General features: G+C 70.4%; 16 protein-coding genes. 3 read left to right on the top strand and 13 right to left on the bottom strand.

The window, feature by feature from the left end; genetic code table 11:
• The first annotated feature begins 37 nt into the window (after positions 1–37).
• A complete protein-coding gene (locus ACFQU3_RS02040; protein WP_385905746.1) occupies positions 38–979 on the top strand; it encodes a hypothetical protein in 942 nt (313 codons plus the stop codon).
• Positions 980–1,080: 101 nt separating this feature from the next.
• Here the strand turns inward: ACFQU3_RS02040 and ACFQU3_RS02035 are convergent, their stop codons facing one another.
• Positions 1,081–1,860 carry an isoprenyl transferase gene (locus ACFQU3_RS02035; RefSeq protein ID WP_385905743.1) on the bottom strand — a complete coding sequence of 260 codons (780 nt, stop codon included), beginning with the start codon at positions 1,858–1,860 and terminating at the stop codon, positions 1,081–1,083.
• A gap of 33 nt (positions 1,861–1,893) precedes the next feature.
• Complete coding sequence (gene recO, locus ACFQU3_RS02030; RefSeq protein ID WP_385905740.1) at positions 1,894–2,622, bottom strand: DNA repair protein RecO; 729 nt, start codon at positions 2,620–2,622, stop codon at positions 1,894–1,896.
• Positions 2,623–2,743: 121 nt separating this feature from the next.
• On the opposite strand from recO, the gene ACFQU3_RS02025 reads away from it, so the two are divergent.
• Together ACFQU3_RS02025 and ACFQU3_RS02020 are read left to right on the top strand one after the other, a co-directional pair.
• On the top strand, positions 2,744–3,394 hold the full coding sequence (locus ACFQU3_RS02025) for an alpha-ketoglutarate-dependent dioxygenase AlkB (RefSeq protein ID WP_385905737.1): 651 nt from the start codon (positions 2,744–2,746) through the stop codon (positions 3,392–3,394).
• Positions 3,395–3,407: 13 nt separating this feature from the next.
• Entirely contained in the window at positions 3,408–4,226 is an 819-nt protein-coding gene (locus tag ACFQU3_RS02020) for a maleylpyruvate isomerase family mycothiol-dependent enzyme (RefSeq protein ID WP_385905735.1), read from the top strand.
• A 138-nt stretch (positions 4,227–4,364) separates the two neighbouring features.
• On the opposite strand, the gene ACFQU3_RS02015 is transcribed toward ACFQU3_RS02020, so the two are convergent.
• The 11 genes from ACFQU3_RS02015 to ACFQU3_RS01965 form a co-directional block, all read right to left on the bottom strand.
• Entirely contained in the window at positions 4,365–5,888 is a 1,524-nt protein-coding gene (locus ACFQU3_RS02015; protein WP_385905732.1) for a hypothetical protein, read from the bottom strand.
• Between the two features lie 48 nt (positions 5,889–5,936).
• On the bottom strand, positions 5,937–7,670 hold the full coding sequence (gene leuA / locus ACFQU3_RS02010) for a 2-isopropylmalate synthase (RefSeq protein ID WP_385905729.1): 1,734 nt from the start codon (positions 7,668–7,670) through the stop codon (positions 5,937–5,939).
• 193 nt (positions 7,671–7,863) lie between these two features.
• Positions 7,864–8,673, bottom strand: coding sequence for a hypothetical protein (locus tag ACFQU3_RS02005; protein WP_385905726.1), 810 nt, complete (start codon positions 8,671–8,673; stop codon positions 7,864–7,866).
• Between the two features lie 196 nt (positions 8,674–8,869).
• Positions 8,870–9,013 carry a hypothetical protein gene (locus tag ACFQU3_RS02000; RefSeq protein WP_385905723.1) on the bottom strand — a complete coding sequence of 48 codons (144 nt, stop codon included), beginning with the start codon at positions 9,011–9,013 and terminating at the stop codon, positions 8,870–8,872.
• 75 nt (positions 9,014–9,088) lie between these two features.
• Positions 9,089–10,036 carry a GTPase Era gene (era, locus tag ACFQU3_RS01995; RefSeq protein ID WP_385905720.1) on the bottom strand — a complete coding sequence of 316 codons (948 nt, stop codon included), beginning with the start codon at positions 10,034–10,036 and terminating at the stop codon, positions 9,089–9,091.
• A complete protein-coding gene (locus ACFQU3_RS01990) occupies positions 10,017–11,330 on the bottom strand; it encodes a hemolysin family protein (protein WP_385905717.1) in 1,314 nt (437 codons plus the stop codon). The genes era and ACFQU3_RS01990 overlap by 20 nt, the downstream gene beginning before the upstream one ends.
• A 19-nt stretch (positions 11,331–11,349) precedes the next feature.
• The gene (gene ybeY, locus ACFQU3_RS01985; RefSeq protein WP_385905714.1) at positions 11,350–11,817 is read right to left on the bottom strand and encodes an rRNA maturation RNase YbeY; all 468 of its coding nucleotides are present in this window, start codon (positions 11,815–11,817) and stop codon (positions 11,350–11,352) included.
• Positions 11,814–12,968, bottom strand: coding sequence for a PhoH family protein (locus tag ACFQU3_RS01980; RefSeq protein WP_385905711.1), 1,155 nt, complete (start codon positions 12,966–12,968; stop codon positions 11,814–11,816). Before ACFQU3_RS01980 ends, ybeY begins: the two co-directional genes overlap by 4 nt.
• Positions 12,969–12,981: 13 nt before the next feature.
• Positions 12,982–14,517, bottom strand: coding sequence for a S10 family peptidase (locus tag ACFQU3_RS01975; RefSeq protein ID WP_385905709.1), 1,536 nt, complete (start codon positions 14,515–14,517; stop codon positions 12,982–12,984).
• Complete coding sequence (locus tag ACFQU3_RS01970; protein ID WP_385905707.1) at positions 14,514–14,873, bottom strand: histidine triad nucleotide-binding protein; 360 nt, start codon at positions 14,871–14,873, stop codon at positions 14,514–14,516. The genes ACFQU3_RS01975 and ACFQU3_RS01970 overlap by 4 nt, the downstream gene beginning before the upstream one ends.
• A 24-nt stretch (positions 14,874–14,897) precedes the next feature.
• Positions 14,898–15,923, bottom strand: coding sequence for a LacI family DNA-binding transcriptional regulator (locus ACFQU3_RS01965; protein WP_385905704.1), 1,026 nt, complete (start codon positions 15,921–15,923; stop codon positions 14,898–14,900).
• Between the last annotated feature and the right edge of the window lie 51 nt (positions 15,924–15,974).

Below are 15,974 nucleotides of genomic sequence, written 5' to 3'. Positions count from 1 at the left end.
ACGACCATGGGACGGCCGGCCCGCCGACCATGAGTGCGTGACCACCCCGGACCAGCTCCTCCCGTATGCCGCCGACGACGTCGTCAGCGCCGCACAGCTCGCGGCGCGGGGCATCGACTCCCACGAGGTGCGCCGCCTCCTCGGCGCCCGCGTCCTTCATCGACTGTGCACGGGTTGGTACGCGACTCGGACACCGGCTGGCGACACCGATCGGCACGTGCTGCGGAGCCGGGCCGTGCTCCGTCACCTCGACGGCCGAGCGGCGTTGAGCCACCAGTCCCGCGTGGTGGCAGCAGGCCTGCCGGTGTGGCGAGCCGATCTGGGGGCGGTCCACGTGACGCGCATCCGTGACAGGGTCACCCGGCGCCGACCCCACCTGGTCAGCCACTCGCAGGTGCCGGGGCTCACCATCACGTCGCACCCGGGACTCGGCTGCGTTGTGCCGCTGGCCGTGGCGATCGTCCAGACCGGTCTGACGGCGGGCGCCATGGATGCGGCCATCGCGGCTGATGCGGCGGTCCGCACCGAGTGCGTGACGCGTGAGGAGCTGCAGTCGGCAGTCGAGCTCCTGACCGGGCACCCTGGACTGCGCCGGACCGCGGCCGCTCTCGGTCGGTGCGACGGCCGGCACGAGTCGGCAGGCGAGACCCGCCTGGCCCATCTGATGGCTGACCTCGGTGTGGCTGTCACCCCACAGCTGAAGATCACGACGCGGCTGGGCACGCGACGCGTCGACTTCCGCATCGACGGGACCTCGGTGCTGCTCGAGTTCGACGGGAAGGTCAAGTACACCGACCCGCAGCGCGCGGGCAATGTGCTGTGGCAGGAGAAGCGGCGACAGGACGCCCTCGAGGACGAGGGATGGACCGTGGTCCGGGTGACGTGGGCCGACCTGGACGATCCCGCCGCACTCTGGGCCCGCATCCGCGCAGCCATTGCCCGCAGCCGCGGCCGGCGCGGCCCCATCGAGCGTCGCTGAGGGTGTGAAGCCACCCTTTTGGATCGACGCCACCCGCACACCGGTGGCTCGGGCCCGTGAGGGTGGCTCGGGCCCGTCAGGGTCGCTCGTCGGGCTGGCCCTCAGGCGGAAGTGGTCGGGGTGTCGACCGCTCCGCCGTAGCGGCGGTCACGTGCGACGTACTCCTCGACCGCGGCCCACAGGTCGCGTCGGTCGTAGTCGGGCCAGAGCCGGTTCTGGAAGACCATCTCGGCGTACGCCGACTGCCACAGCAGGAAGTTGCTCGTGCGCTGCTCCCCCGACGACCGCACGAACAGGTCCACGTCGGGCATCGTCGGCTCGTCCAGGTAACGCTTGATCGTCTTCTCGTCGACCGAGCCGGGTCGAAGCCGGCCGTCCTTGACGTCGTGGGCGATCCGCTGGACGGCGTCGGCGATCTCGGCGCGGCCGCCGTAGTTGACGCAGAAGTAGAGGGTGAGCCCCGTGTTGTGCTTCGTCAGCTCCTGGGCGATCTCGAGCTCCTTGATGACGGAGCGCCAGAGCCGGGGCGCGCGACCGACCCAGCGCATGCGCACGCCCCACTCGTGGAGCTGGTCGCGACGGCGTCTGATGACGTCGCGGTTGAAGCCCATGAGGAAGCGCACCTCGTCGGGCGACCGGCGCCAGTTCTCGGTCGAGAACGCGTACGCCGACAGGTGGGTCACCCCGACCTCGATCGCCCCCGCCACGACATCGAGCAGCGACGCCTCGCCTGCCTCGTGGCCCTTGGTCCGCGGCAGGCCGCGGGCGTTGGCCCACCGACCGTTGCCGTCCATGACGATCGCCACGTGCTTCGGCAGGAGGTCGGCCGGGATCGACGGCGCTGTGGCTCCGGACGGGTGCGGGAAGGGCAGGACGGTCATGGGTCTCCGTTGGATGGTGAGCTCGCTTGTGGCTCAGGCACGCTCGACAAGGCGCAACGACCGCAGCCCACGCTCGATGTGCCACTGGAGGAAGGCCGAGACGAGGCCGTTGCCCTGTCTGCGATGTCGCTCGTCGCTCGCGTCGGCAACCTCCCAGTCGCCGGTGAGCAGCGAGGCGAGCAGCTCGAAGGTCTCGGGGGCGGGCGCGCTCGAACCGGGCGGACGGCATACGGAGCAGACGGCGCCACCGGACTGCACGTTGAACGCCCGGTGCGGGCCCGGCGCCCCGCAGCGCGCGCAGTCGACGAAGCTGGGCGCCCACCCCGCGACGGCGAGCGAGCGGAGCAGGTACGCGTCGAGGACGAGCCCCGGGTCGTGCGCCCGCTCGGCGAGCGAGCGCAGGGCGCCGCCGAGGAGGAGGTACTGCTGGGTCTGCGGCTCGTGCTCCTCGGTCAGCTGGAGCGCGGTCTCGAGCATCGAGGTCGCACAGGTGTAGGCCGTGTAGTTGCGGGCGATCGCATCGCCGTAGGGTGCCAGCGTCTCGGCCTGGGTGACAGTGTCGAGGTTGCGGCCCTCGTAGCACTGGACGTCGACGATCATCCCCGGCTCGAGCCTCGAGCCGAAGCGCGACTTCGTCCGCCGGACACCTTTGGCGACGGCGCGGACCCGGCCGCGCGTGCGCGTGAGCATCGTGATGATGCGGTCGGCCTCACCCAGCTTGTGGGTGCGCAGGACGATCGCCTCGTCACGGTAAAGGGGCATGGGGCCATTCTCCACCGCGCGCACGGCCAGACCGCACCGCACGCGCCGCCCACGCGAAGTCGGCTTCGGCACCTTCACGCCGAGTCGAACACGCGTTCGAGGTCTGGGTTATCGTGGATGCATGGACCTCAACCTGCAGGGGTCGCTGCTCGACCTCACCGACGAGATGACACTGCGCGACGTCGGCACCGGCATGACCCGTCACCAGCTCGGTCGCGGGGCGTGGGTCGACGTGCGACCCGGCTGGCTCGCCACCGGCGACGAGCTGTTCACCGTGCTCCTGCGCGACGTGCCATGGCACGCGGAGCGGCGGCAGATGTACGACTCGGTGGTGGACGTGCCGCGTCTCACGAAGTTCTACGCCGCTGGGGAGCAGCTGCCCCACCCGATCCTCGTCGAGGCGCGCGACGCGCTGAGCCGCCACTACGCCGCCGAGCTCGGCGAACCGTTCGTGACCGCCGGCCTGTGCCTCTACCGGGACGGACGCGACAGCGTCGCCTGGCACGGCGACCGCATCGGCCGCTCGCGCGACAGCGACACGATGGTGGCCATCCTCTCGCTCGGGTCGGCCCGCACCCTGGCCCTGCGCCCGCGCGACGGCGGCGCCATCCCCGGGTCGAGCACAAAGAGCTTGCGGTATCCCCTCGGACATGGTGACCTCGTCGTGATGGGCGGCTCGTGCCAGCGGACGTGGGACCATTCGGTCCCGAAGACGTCAGAGCCGATGGGGCCGCGCATCTCCGTGCAGTTCCGTGTCGCCGGCGTCCGCTGACAGGAGATCCCGTATGCCGTCCAGCCGCTCAGGTGGCCAGCTCCCCTTCCTCGACCACCTCGCGGCCGACTCGGCCCGGTTCCGGGAGGTGCTGGCCACCGCCCCCGCCGGCGACCGAGTGCCCACCTGTCCCGACTGGGATGCCGACGACCTGCTGTGGCACCTCGGCGAGGTGCAGTGGTTCTGGGGCGAGATCGCCGAACGCGGGCTCACCGACCCGGCCGAGCTCGATGCGATGAACGCCGACCGTCCCGATCGACCGGTCGACCGCGCGGGTCTGCTCGAGTACTACGACCGCTCGAGCGAGCGCCTGCACCGCGTGCTGTCCGGGCTGCCGCCCGAGACGCCGTTGTGGATGTGGGCCGACGACAAGTCCGCCGGCTACATCCAGCGCCGGCAGGCGCACGAGGCGCTCATCCACCGGCTCGACGCCGAGCTCACGGTCGGCGACCGGAGCCCGATCGACTGCCGGCTCGCCGCCGACGGCGTGGACGAAGCGCTGCGCGTCATGCGCGGCTACGAGCCCGAACCGGGGCTGACCCACGAGGCGACCGGACCCGCCGTCACCATAGCCACGGTCGACGCCATGCATGCGTGGACCGTGACGCCGGTACGCATCACGGGCACCGACGAGGACGGTGACGAGATCGACGTGCAACGGTTCCTCGTCAGCGACGGGCCTGACGCGGATGCAGCCGCTGAGATCTGCGGCTCGGCTGCAGACCTCGACTGCTGGCTCTGGAACCGCCCGGTCGAGGGCGACATCACCCGAGACGGCGACGCTGCCGCCCTGGCCGCCGTCGACGCCGTGCTCGGCGGCTCGATCGACTGACGTGATGCGGCGGTGGCACCCGTGGTGCGCGCGGCCACGGCGGAGGTGCGCCGTTCCGGCAAAGGGCCGTGGTGCACGACGCACCCGTGAGGCGGATGCGCACTCCTGATGCCACCCGGCATCTTCGCTGTGGCGGCGTCAGCGGACCCGTCGGCCCGCGAGGCGCGGGATCGAGCCGTGCACCGTCGCGGCGAGGGCCACGACGAGCGGCACGAAGGCGAAGAGGTAGCGCGAGCGACCCTGCAGCACGAGCGTGAAGGCGGCGATGCCGAGCACCGACAGGGCGAGGAGCAACGTCTCGCGGCGATAGGGAGCCCGGAGCAGACCGATGCCGGCCACCAGCAGCAGGGCCAGCCAGAGGGCCTGCGTCAGGTCGGCCCTCAACGCGTAGCCCGTGCCGTGGAAGCCGTTGACCTCGTGGACGATGCCCGTGACTCCGGTGGCCGGTGCCAACGTCCCCGGCAGCGAGTCGGGCCCCTCTCCCCAGGCCCAGAACATCCCGTCGCCCCAGTTCCAGGCGGCCTTGCTGCCGTAGAACGCGAGCGTGCCGCCGAGACCGCGCTCGGCCCACCGGTCGCCGAGGAAGTCCACGGCATACGCCCGCATCTCGTCGGGTGTGCGCCCGGCAAGGGCGTCGACCATCTCGCGCGAGTACGCCCCGTAGTTGACGACTCCGGTGGGCGAGCGTTGCTCGTCGGCACCGAGCGCGACCCACCAGACGACCGGCGGTGTGACATCGGGGTCGATGCGTGTCTGGTCGACGCCTGAGACCCAGGTCGCGGCGACGGACAGGGCGGTCCCGAGGCCGACGAACACGACCATCGACGCGGCGCACGCCGCGATCACCCGCGCCCGCCGCGCGGGCGCCAGGTCGTGGTCGAAGATGCCGATGACCGCGGTCAGGACCACCGCGATGACGATGACGACGGGGGTCGTCTTGATGGCGTAGCCGACCGAGAGCGCCGCCACCGCGAGCACCCACAGCACGACCCTGCCCCTACGCGGCCCCGGGGCGAGCGCCGTGACGGCCAGCGCGACTCCGCCCACGACGAACGGCATCGCGTAGAAGTCGGTGTACGGCACCGCGAGCCACGGGCTCGTGCCGACGAGCAGGAGTGTCGCGAGCTGCGCAACCATGGAGGCACCTCGCCCTGCCATCCGCACGACGAGGAGGTGGACGGCATACAGGGTCACCCCGACGCAGATGCCGTTGAGCGGGATGAGGACGGCGTCCGGCGCCAGCGAGAAGCCTTGTGCCACAGCGACACCCGTGCGGTCGATGGCGAGGAGGGGCAGGTTGTTCGGGTAGAGGGAGAGGTAGTCGTAGTCCGCGGATCCCAACGGACGACCGCTCTGCAGGGAACGCGCCAGGTCCATGACGACACGGGCGTCCCAGCCGTAGCGGTAGCGGGTCATCAGGCCGATGAACGTCGCGACCACTCCCCCGCCGACGGCCACGACGACCGGCACCCAGCGGCCCTTCGCCCACTGCGGAACCCGCACGACTGCGACGAGCAGCACGAGTGCCGCGCAGACCGGCACGACCACCTGCCAACGGTGCCCGACGTTGACGGGGCGCGGCGCGACCAGGCAGACGACCGCGACGGCGACGAGCGAGACCCCGGCCAGTCTGAGCAGGGCTCGACCGACCGGGGACTCCATGGCGCCTGACGCTACCTCACGGGTGGAGGGGTCATCCGGGGCGTCCGGTCAGGCGTCGCGCTCGGCCCGGTTGACGGCCGACACGATCGCCTTGATCGATGCCGTGACGATGGACGGGTCGACACCGACGCCCCAGAGGACGCGCTCGCCGACCGCGCACTCGACGTACGCCGCGGCGCGGGCGTCGCCACCAGCGGACAGCGCGTGCTCGGCATAGTCGAGCACTCGCACGTCCGGCGTGCCCTCGATCGTCGACAGTGCGTCGACGAAGGCCGCGATCGGACCGTTGCCGGTGCCCGTGACCGTGACGGGCTCCCCGCCGTCGGTGACGGTGGCCTCGATGGTGCTCGAGCCGTCCACTGTCGAGTCGGTGACGACGTTGACGAGCGCGAAGCGGCCCCAGACCTTCTCGGGGTTCGGGAGGTACTCGTCCTGGAACCTCGCCCACAGCTCGGCAGGGGCCACCTCGCCACCGTCCTGGTCGACGCCCCGCTGCACCACACCGGAGAACTCGATCTGCAGCCGGCGCGGCAGGTCCATCTGGTGCTCGGTCTTCATGATGTACGCGACGCCACCCTTGCCGGACTGGCTGTTGACGCGAACGACGGCCTCGTAGGACCGACCGAGGTCGTGCGGGTCGATCGGCAGGTACGGGACGCCCCAGACGAGGTCGTCGATGCTCGTGCCCTTCTCCTTCGCCTCGGCCGCCATCGCCTCGAAGCCCTTCTTGATGGCGTCCTGGTGCGACCCGGAGAAGGCCGTGAAGACGAGGTCCCCGCCGTAGGGGTGGCGCTCACCCACGGGCAGCTGGTTGCAGTACTCGACCGTGCGGCGTACCTCGTCGATGTCGCCGAAGTCGATCTGCGGGTCGATGCCCTGGCTGAAGAGGTTCATGCCGAGGGTGACGAGGCAGACGTTGCCGGTGCGCTCGCCGTTGCCAAAGAGGCAGCCCTCGATGCGGTCGGCGCCGGCGAGGTAGCCGAGCTCCGCGGCCGCGACGCCGGTGCCACGGTCGTTGTGCGGGTGCAGGCTCACGACGATCGACTCACGCCGCTCGAGGTTGCGGATCATCCACTCGATCGAGTCGGCGTAGACGTTGGGCGTCGCCATCTCGACCGTGGCCGGCAGGTTGACGATCATCTTGTGGTCGGGCGTCGGGTCGATGACGTCGACGACCGCGTTGCAGATGCGCATCGCGAAGTCGAGCTCGGTGCCGGTGTAGGACTCCGGGGAGTACTCGTAGTACACCTGCGTGTCGGGGATGGTCTCCTCGAGCTTGCGGCACAGGCGTGCGGCCTGGACGGCGATGTCGATGATGCCGTCCTGGTCGAGCCCGAAGACCACCTTGCGCTGGAGCGCCGACGTCGAGTTGTAGAAGTGGACGATGGCCTGCTTGCTGCCGCGGATCGCGTCGTAGGTCCGCTCGATCAGGTGGTCGCGGCACTGCGTCAGCACCTGGATCGTCACGTCGTCGGGGATGTGGCCACCCTCGATGAGCTCGCGGCAGAAGTCGTAGTCCGTCTGGCTCGCCGACGGGAACCCGACCTCGATCTCCTTGTAGCCCATCTTCACGAGGAGCTGGAACATCCGCAGCTTGCGCTCGGAGTTCATCGGGTCGATGAGGGCCTGGTTGCCGTCGCGCAGGTCCACGGCGCACCAGCGGGGCGCGTGCTCGATGCGCTTCGTCGGCCACGTGCGGTCCGGGAGCTCGAACGGGATCTGCTCGTGGAAGGGGACGTACTTCCGGAACGGCATACCCGACGTCTGCTGGGGGTGGATCATCGCTTCACTCTCTCGTCTGCGTTTCGCTCGGTGTCCGGCCGGACACGGGAAACTCCGCGACGAGGAGGGCCGGGATCAGGCCTCGTCGCGGCAGAGAAGGAGGAGGCTCACCGCACGCACGAAGCCACCGTATGCCGGTCGCTGCGTTCGCGTCCACCCTTCGGGACCGCTGCCCGCATCCTGAGACCCGTCCTCATCGGTAGGACGGGCGGATCCAGCGCACGTAGGACAGCGTGCGCAGCAACCACCCCTGGGCCAGGGTCATCGCGACCAGCAGGACCGCTGACTCGAGCAGCAGACCCAGCCAGGTGGTGTTCCGTGCGAGCGGAGAGGCGCCCGTGAGCCATCCCAGCACCACTGCGCTGAGGAGGAGCAGGGCCGCTAGCACCGCCACCGCACGGTTGCGGACCCGAAGATCGTGCTCGAACGCCTTGCGACGCACAGCGATCACATCGCCGATGGACGCGAACGGCACGCAGGCCGAGCGGAAATCCTCGACGTGCGCCCGGTGGGCGTCGACGAGAGCCGACAGTGACGCCACGTCGGCGAGGTCGCCCGTCAGGACACCTCTGACGGAGCGGCCGTGTCGGGGCACGCTCGACCTCTCGACCTCCTCACGCAGGTCCATGCCCGCCCATCCCGACCTCATGGCACGAGGCCAGGGAGGCCGTCTCGTCCAGAGGCGCGACGTCTCCACCAGCGTGCCGTCGGAAAGCACGCTCGCGAGCCGTACCGCCGGCTCCTCCCAGAACCACGAGACGAACGCGGAGACCTCTCCGTCCGGCGAGACGAGGGTGGTCGTCACGTCTGGCAGGTGCGCCCTGAACTCGGACCTCGCGGGCTCGGAGTAGCCCGCGACAAGCCGTTCGACGACCCGGTCAGGGAGCTCGAGCGCGTACCGCCCGAGGGGCCGCCAGCCGACCGCTTCGAAGGTGGCCACCACTTCGGGATACGGCGCCACGAGGTCCGCGCGGTCTGTGACATCGCTGTAGGTGTAGCGCACGGGCCCTCCCTCCCCTGGCCTGACGGGAGACCGCACCCGTCCTCGAGGAGACGACGCTAGGGGCGCAGAGGGGGACGCGTGACCGGATCGCCGAAACCGAGGTCAGACCGGTGGAGGCACGTCCGAGCGGCATCGCGCCTCCGCGCGCTGCCCGTTGAGCACGAGCCTCCTCGACCCCACGAGTCCTCGGCGTCGGTCACTGGGCCGTTGCGTCGCCTGCCTCATCCGGCGTCGAGACCTCGTCGCGTGCGTCCGCGATCTGCTCCTCGGGCCGCGGGGGCACCGTCTGGTCGTCCTCGAGAACCTCGAGCTCGTGGTCGTGCGCCGCCATCTCAGCCATGACCGCCTCCTGGCTCCCGAGTGTAGTCACCGGAGGCCGCCCCCGCCCGGTTCTCCGGAGGGCAGCGACGCGGCGTCAGAAGCCGAGACGCTGCAGCTGCTTGGGGTCGCGCTGCCAGTCCTTGGCGACCTTGACGTGCAGGTCGAGGAAGACCTTCTGGCCGAGCAGCGCCTCGATGCCCTTGCGAGCGTTGGTGCCGACCTCACGCAGCCGCGAGCCGCCGCGGCCGATGACGATGGCCTTCTGGCTGGGGCGCTCGACGAAGACGTTGACCCGCACGTCGAGCAGCGGGTTGTCCTCGGGACGGCCCTCGCGCGGCACCATCTCCTCGACGACGACCGCGAGCGAGTGCGGGAGCTCGTCACGCACGCCCTCGAGCGCAGCTTCGCGAACGAGCTCGGCGATCATGACCATCTCGGGCTCGTCGGTCAGCACGCCGTCCGGGTACAGCTGCGGGGACCGCGGCAGGTACGACGAGAGGACGTCGCGCACCTCCTCGACCTGCTCGCCCGACACGGCCGAGCACGGGATGATGGCGTCCCACTCCCCCAGCCGGTCGATCGCGATGAGGTGCTCGGCCACGCGCTCGCGGTCGACGGCGTCGGCCTTCGTCGCGATGGCGACGACCGGGCGCCGGCGCACGGAGCGCAGCTCCGCCAGCTCCCTGGCGATGAACGAGTCACCCGGCCCGATGCGCTGGTCGGCGGGGAGGCAGAAGCCGATGACGTCGACCTCGAGCAGGGTCTCGCGGACGAGGTCGTTGAGCCGCTCGCCGAGCAGGGTGCGCGGCTTGTGCAGCCCGGGGGTGTCGACGAGGATCAGCTGGGCCGTCGCAGTCGTGGCGACGCCGCGGATCGTGTGCCTCGTCGTCTGGGGCTTGGAGCTGGTGATCGCCACCTTCTGGCCCACGAGCGCGTTGGTCAGCGTGGACTTGCCGGCGTTGGGCCGCCCTATGAGACAGGCGAACCCGGCGCGGAACGCGTCGCTGTCGCCTGGGTTCGGGTCAGCGTCCTGGGTGCCCATGGGCGTCCTCCGTCTCGTGGCGCATGACGTCGTCCTCCGGCACCTGCGCACGGTGCACGATGACCGACGCGACGCGGTGTCGGCGTCCGGCCATCCGTTCGGCCGTCAGCTCCAGCCCAGCGACCGTACCGGACGACCCGACGATCGGCACCCGCCCGATGACCTTCGTCAGCAGGCCGCCGACGGTGTCGACGTCCTCCTCGTCGATGGTCACGTCGAAGAGCTCTGCGAGGTCGTCGATGTCCATCGAGGCCGGCACACGCAACGTGCCGTCCTCGAGCTCCTCGACGCCCGGCGCCTCGCGGTCGTGCTCGTCGGCGATCTCGCCGACGATCTCCTCGATGATGTCCTCGATCGTGATGAGCCCGGCAGTGCCGCCGTACTCGTCGACGACGATGGCGAAGTGGTTCTGGTCGCGCTGCATCTCGCGGAGCAGGTCGTCGACCGGCTTGCTCTCGGGCACGAAGTGCATCGGCCGCATCACCTCGGTCGCGAGATGGCGCCCGTCCTCGGGGGCCGCGTTGAGGCGCCGTGCAACGTCCTTGAAGTAGAGCAGGCCACGCACGTCGTCGCTGTCCTCGCCCACAACGGGGATGCGCGAGAAGCCCGAACGCAGGAAGAGCGACATCGCGCTGCGCAGCGTCTTGTCGGCGTCGAGCACCACCATGTCGGTGCGGGGCACCATGACCGCGCGAGCCACCGTGTCACCGAGCTCGAAGACGGAGTGGATCATCTCGCGCTCGTCGGCCTCGATGACCTCGGAGTCACCGGCCATGTCGACGAGGTCGCGCAGCTCCGACTCGGTCTGGAACGGCCCGTCGGTGTAGCCCTTGCCGGGCGTGACGGCGTTGCCCAGCACCACGAGGAGCTTGGCCACCGGCCCGAGGACGCGGCGCAGGCCGACGGCGAACGGCGCGCTCCACAGGGCGACCGTGTCGTAGTTCTGCCGCCCGAGGGTGCGCGGCGAGACCCCGACCACGACGAAGGAGACGACGGCCATGATGGCGATGCTGATGAGGGCCCGGCTCCAGGTCGACTCGACCTGGCCCGAAACGGCGAGCGTGACGAGCACCGCCGCGGTGGCCTCGGCCACGACGCGCAGGAACGCGATGACTGACAGGTAGGCCGGTGAGTCGCCGACGACGGTCATGAGCGACTTGGCTCCGGACCGTCCCTCGTCGAAGAGCTCCTGCGCGCGCACGCGCGACATCCGGAAGATCGCGGCCTCTGCGGCCGAGAGCACGAACGCCACGACGATGCTGATGAGTGCCGGGAGGGCGAACTGCGGAAGCATGTCGTTCTCTCGCTCGCCGTCAGGCGCTGGGGCGGTTGCGTGTGGCGAGGAACGTCAGCAGCAGCTGGCGTTGCAGCTCGAACATCTCGCGCTCCTCGTCGGGCTCGGCGTGGTCGTAGCCGAGCAGGTGCAGGATGCCGTGTGTCGTGAGCAGCAGCATCTCCTCGATGGGCGCATGCCCCGCCTCGAGCGCCTGCTTCGTCGCGACCGACGGGCACAGCACGATGTCGCCGAGCGTGCCCTCCTCGGGCTCCTGCCCCTCACGTCCGGGCCGGAGCTCGTCCATCGGGAAGCTCATCACGTCGGTGGGGCCGGGGAGGTCCATCCACTGGACGTGGAGGACCTCCATCGCCTCCTCGTCGACGAGCTTGATGCAGAGGTCCGCCTGCGCGTGCACACGCATCTGCTCCATGACGTACGCGGCGCACGCGAGCAGCTCCAGCTCGTCCACCTCGGCGTCGGTCTCGTTGAGGACGTCGATGCTCACGCGAGGTCCTCCTGGGCGTCCGGCTGAGCCGATGGCGTATGCCGTGTGGCCGGCCTGCCGGACCCGCCCGCGTTGGGCCCCACGTCCCGGGCGAGGCGCCGAGCCCGTTTCTGCGCGCGGGCATCGTCACGCTCGTAGGCGTCGACGATGGCGCTGACCAGCCGGTGCCGGACGACGTCGTGGGAGGTCAGCTCGGCGAAGTGGATGTCGTCGACGTCGCCGAGGATCTCGCGCACGATCTTGAGGCCGGACTTCGTGCCACCGGGCAGGTCGACCTGTGTGATGTCACCGGTGACGACCATCTTGGAGCCGAACCCGAGGCGGGTCAGGAACATCTTCATCTGCTCGCTCGAGGTGTTCTGCGCCTCGTCGAGGATGATGAACGCGTCGTTGAGGGATCGGCCACGCATGTAGGCCAGGGGCGCGACCTCGATGGTGCCGGCAGCCATGAGCTTGGGGATCGTCTCGGGCGACACCATGTCGTGCAACGCATCGTAGAGCGGACGCAGGTACGGGTCGATCTTGTCGTTGAGCGTCCCGGGCAGGAAGCCGAGGCGCTCCCCTGCCTCGACGGCCGGACGGGTGAGAATGATGCGGTTGACCTGCTTCGCCTGCAGGGCGGCGACGGCCTTGGCCATGGCGAGATAGGTCTTGCCCGTACCTGCGGGCCCGATGCCGAAGACGATGGTGTGCTGGTCGATCGCGTCGACGTAGCGCTTCTGGTTGAGGGTCTTGGGCCGGATCGTGCGGCCTCGGTTGCTGACGATGTTCATCGTGAGCACGTCGGCAGGGCGCTCGACGGTCTGGTTGCGCAGCATCGAGATGGAGCGCTCGACCGCGTCGCGGTTGAGCGGCTGGCCGGTCTCGACGATGACGAGGAGCTCGTCGAGGAGCGAGTCGATGATCTCGAGCTCGCCGGCCGGGCCGACGAAGGTCATCTCGTTGCCGCGCACGTGGGTGTCCACGAGGGGGAACTGGCGCTCCATGGTGCGCAGCAGCTCGTCACGGGGACCGAGGAGCGTGACCATCTCGATCGGTGGTGGGATCTGGCGCGTCAGCACCGGCGCTTCGACTCCGGCGTCGGCGCCAAGGGGGCGCTCGGGAGTGTCGGGGCCGTCGGACTCGGATGGTCGGGGTTGCGCATCATTCATCGTGGTGACGAGTCTACGTGGCGCGGCCGGAGCTCCTCACCACGAATTGGGCAAGGTCTGCGCTCTGCTGGATGCGCGACGGCTCGTGGACGTACATCATGTGGCCCGCCTCGTAGTAGGCGTGCTCGATGTTGCCCAGCAGGTCCTCGGGAATCTGCAGGTGGGCGACGACGTCCTCGGCCGCGAAGTGCGGCGTCGCCCCGTCGTAGTACCCGTACGCGATGTGCACCCTGAGATGCGGGTTCTGGCGCATCGCGCGCTCGAGCTTGGGTGACACGTCGACCGGTCGCCCCTCGAAGTCCTTGAACGACCAAGGGTGCACGAGCCGAGAGATCTGCTCGTAGTGCAGGTCGCTGCCGTAGCCGAGCTCGTCGCGGACGTAGTGGTTCCAGGCCGCTGCGTAGGGCCCGGTGATGGCGTCGTGCGACGGGTCGGCATCCATGTTCTCGGCGATCGCCGCGGCCGCAGGACCCGTGAAGCGTGCGTCGAGCCGCCCCACCGAGAGCCGCTCGTCGCGGAGCAGCTCCGTGAAGTACCGCCAGTGCTCGATGCGCAGGTCGGCGCGGTCCACGTAGTCCTCGGTCAGGCCCGAGAGCCGGGCCAGCGTCGAGACCGCGTCGGCGCGCTCGGCCCGGCTCAGCCGGGAGCCGCGGGACAGCACCCACGGGTAGTCACGGGCGGCATACGCCTCCGCCTCGTCGAGGACGGCGCGCAGCGACCGGCGTCCGTGCTTGCCGTGGTAGTTGGCCACGGCGGCGTAGGTCGGCAGGTAGAGCGCGTGGGCGCGGTCGTTGCGCTGGTTGTCGAAGTCGATCGAGCTGAGGTCGAGCACGCTCGAGATGAGGATGAGACCGTTGAGGTACATGCCGTAGCGCGCCTGGAGGTGCTCCGCGAGGGCGGCGCCGCGCAGGGTGCCGTAGGACTCGCCGGCGACGAACTTCGGCGACATCCACCGTCCGTTGCGCGAGGTCCAGAGCCGGATGAGCTCGGCGACGGACTCGACGTCCTTCTGGTAGCCGTGGTACTCCCCCGGCTTGCCGCCCTCGACGGCGCGCGAGTAACCGGTCGACATCGGGTCGATGAACACGAGGTCGCTCACCGCGAGCAGCGACTCGGAGTTGTCGACGAGGTCGTACGGCGGCGGCTCGAGCGCGCCGACATCGCCGCTGACGACCCGGCGCGGGCCCAGCAGGCCGAGGTGCAGCCACACGCTCGAGCTGCCGGGCCCGCCGTTGAAGGCGAAGGTGACCGGGCGTGTGCGCACGTCGGCGTCGTCGAGGACGTAGCTCGTCATCGACAGCTCGGCGCGCGCCTTGTGCCCCCGGAACGTCCCGTCCTTGTGGTCCTCCTCGCGCAGGACGACGCGGCCGGCGGTCGCCGTGTAGCGCAGGCGCCGGCGACCGACCTTGATCGTGTGATGGGTCGTGACGAGGTCGTCGACCGGCTCGGCCGGTTTCGCTTCGCCCTCAGCGGGTTTCGGCTCTTCGTCGGCGGGCGCCGGTGTCGCGGGGCTCTTCTCGTCCGCTTCAGGAGAGGGCTCGACGCTCACACCATCTTCCTCTCGGTGAACGCGGTGCCGGCGAGCACGTGCACGTGCGCGTGGAAGATCGTCTGCCCGGCCTCGCTGCCCGTGTTGACGACCATCCGGTACGCGTCAGCGACCCCCTCCTGGTCGGCCACCTGCGCCGCGAGCCGGAACACGTCCGCGAGGTCCTCGTCGGAGGCTGTCGCGAGCGCCCCCACCGTCGGCTCGTGGCGCCGGGGCACGACGAGCACGTGCACCGGGGCCGCCGGCCTGATGTCGCGGAAGGCGATCGACCGCTCGCTCTCGGCGACCCGGTCGGACGGGATGTCGCCGGCCGCGATCTTGCAGAAGAGGCAGTCACCAGGGGTCTGCGAGGTCATGACTGCACCCTAGGCACGTCGCCGTCAGCGCGCACCCGTGTGGCCCGGCGCGGCGGTGCTCGAGCGCACGACCAGCCGCGTCGGCACGAGCGTCGTGCCCGACGTCGGCCCGGTGCCGCGCACCTGGCCGAGCACCCGCTCGACGCAGAGACGGCCGATCTGCTCGAAGTCCTGGCGCACCGTCGTCAGCGGAGGGATGAACGACGCCGCCTCCGGCACGTCGTCGAAGCCGACCACGCTCACCTGCTCGGGGACCCGCATCCCACGCTCGTGGAACGCCCGCAGCACCCCGAGCGCCATCTGGTCGTTGGCCGCGAAGACCGCCGTGCACGTCGGTTCGTCGGCGAGCCGCAGCCCGATCTCGTAGCCGGACTGGGGGGTCCAGTCACCGTGGTGCACGCGAGGCACGTCGAGGCCGCGCGCCACGAGCTCGCCGCGCCACGCGTCGCGACGGCGCGCGGCGGCATACGAGCTCTCGGGACCGGCCACGTGCCAGACGGTGCGGTGCCCGAGGTCGAGCAGATGCGCCGTGGCGGAGGCCGCCCCCGCGGCCTGGTCGGTGTCGACGACGGGGTGCCGGTCACCGGCGTCGTCGGAGTCGGCGACGACCACCTTGAAGCCGGGTGGGTACGGCGCCGGGGCGTCGCTGGCCAGGTGCGTCTCCATGATGGCGACGACGGCGTCGACGGCGAGCTCGCCCGCCCGGGTGAAGGCTCCGCGGACGGCGTCCTGCGACGGCGCGTTGACCGGGATCAGGGTCACGGCGTAGTCGTGCACGGCCGCGGCCGCCACGATCCCCTCGAGGGTGCGCACGTTGCCCGTCGTGGACAGGGTGAAGGTCATGACACCGATGGCGCGGAACTCGCCGCGCTTGAGGGCGCGCGCCGCGCTGTTGGGTCGGTAGCCGAGCTCCTCCATCGCGCGCAGCACGGTCTGGCGCGTGCTCTCGACGACGCTCGTCTCCCCGTTGGACACACGCGAGACGGTCTGCGCGGAGACGTTCGCGAGTCGGGCCACGTCCGCCATCGACACCGCTCGTCGCTCCGCCATGCACCCTCCTCCCGTTCGTGAACCACCTCGGAAACACCACGCACCTGCGGC

The organism is Terrabacter sp. GCM10028922, from assembly GCF_042666095.1.
Lineage (GTDB): Bacteria > Actinomycetota > Actinomycetes > Actinomycetales > Dermatophilaceae > Terrabacter.
Note: the sequence above shows the minus strand (reverse complement) of the source record. Positions and strands in the feature narration are given on the sequence as shown.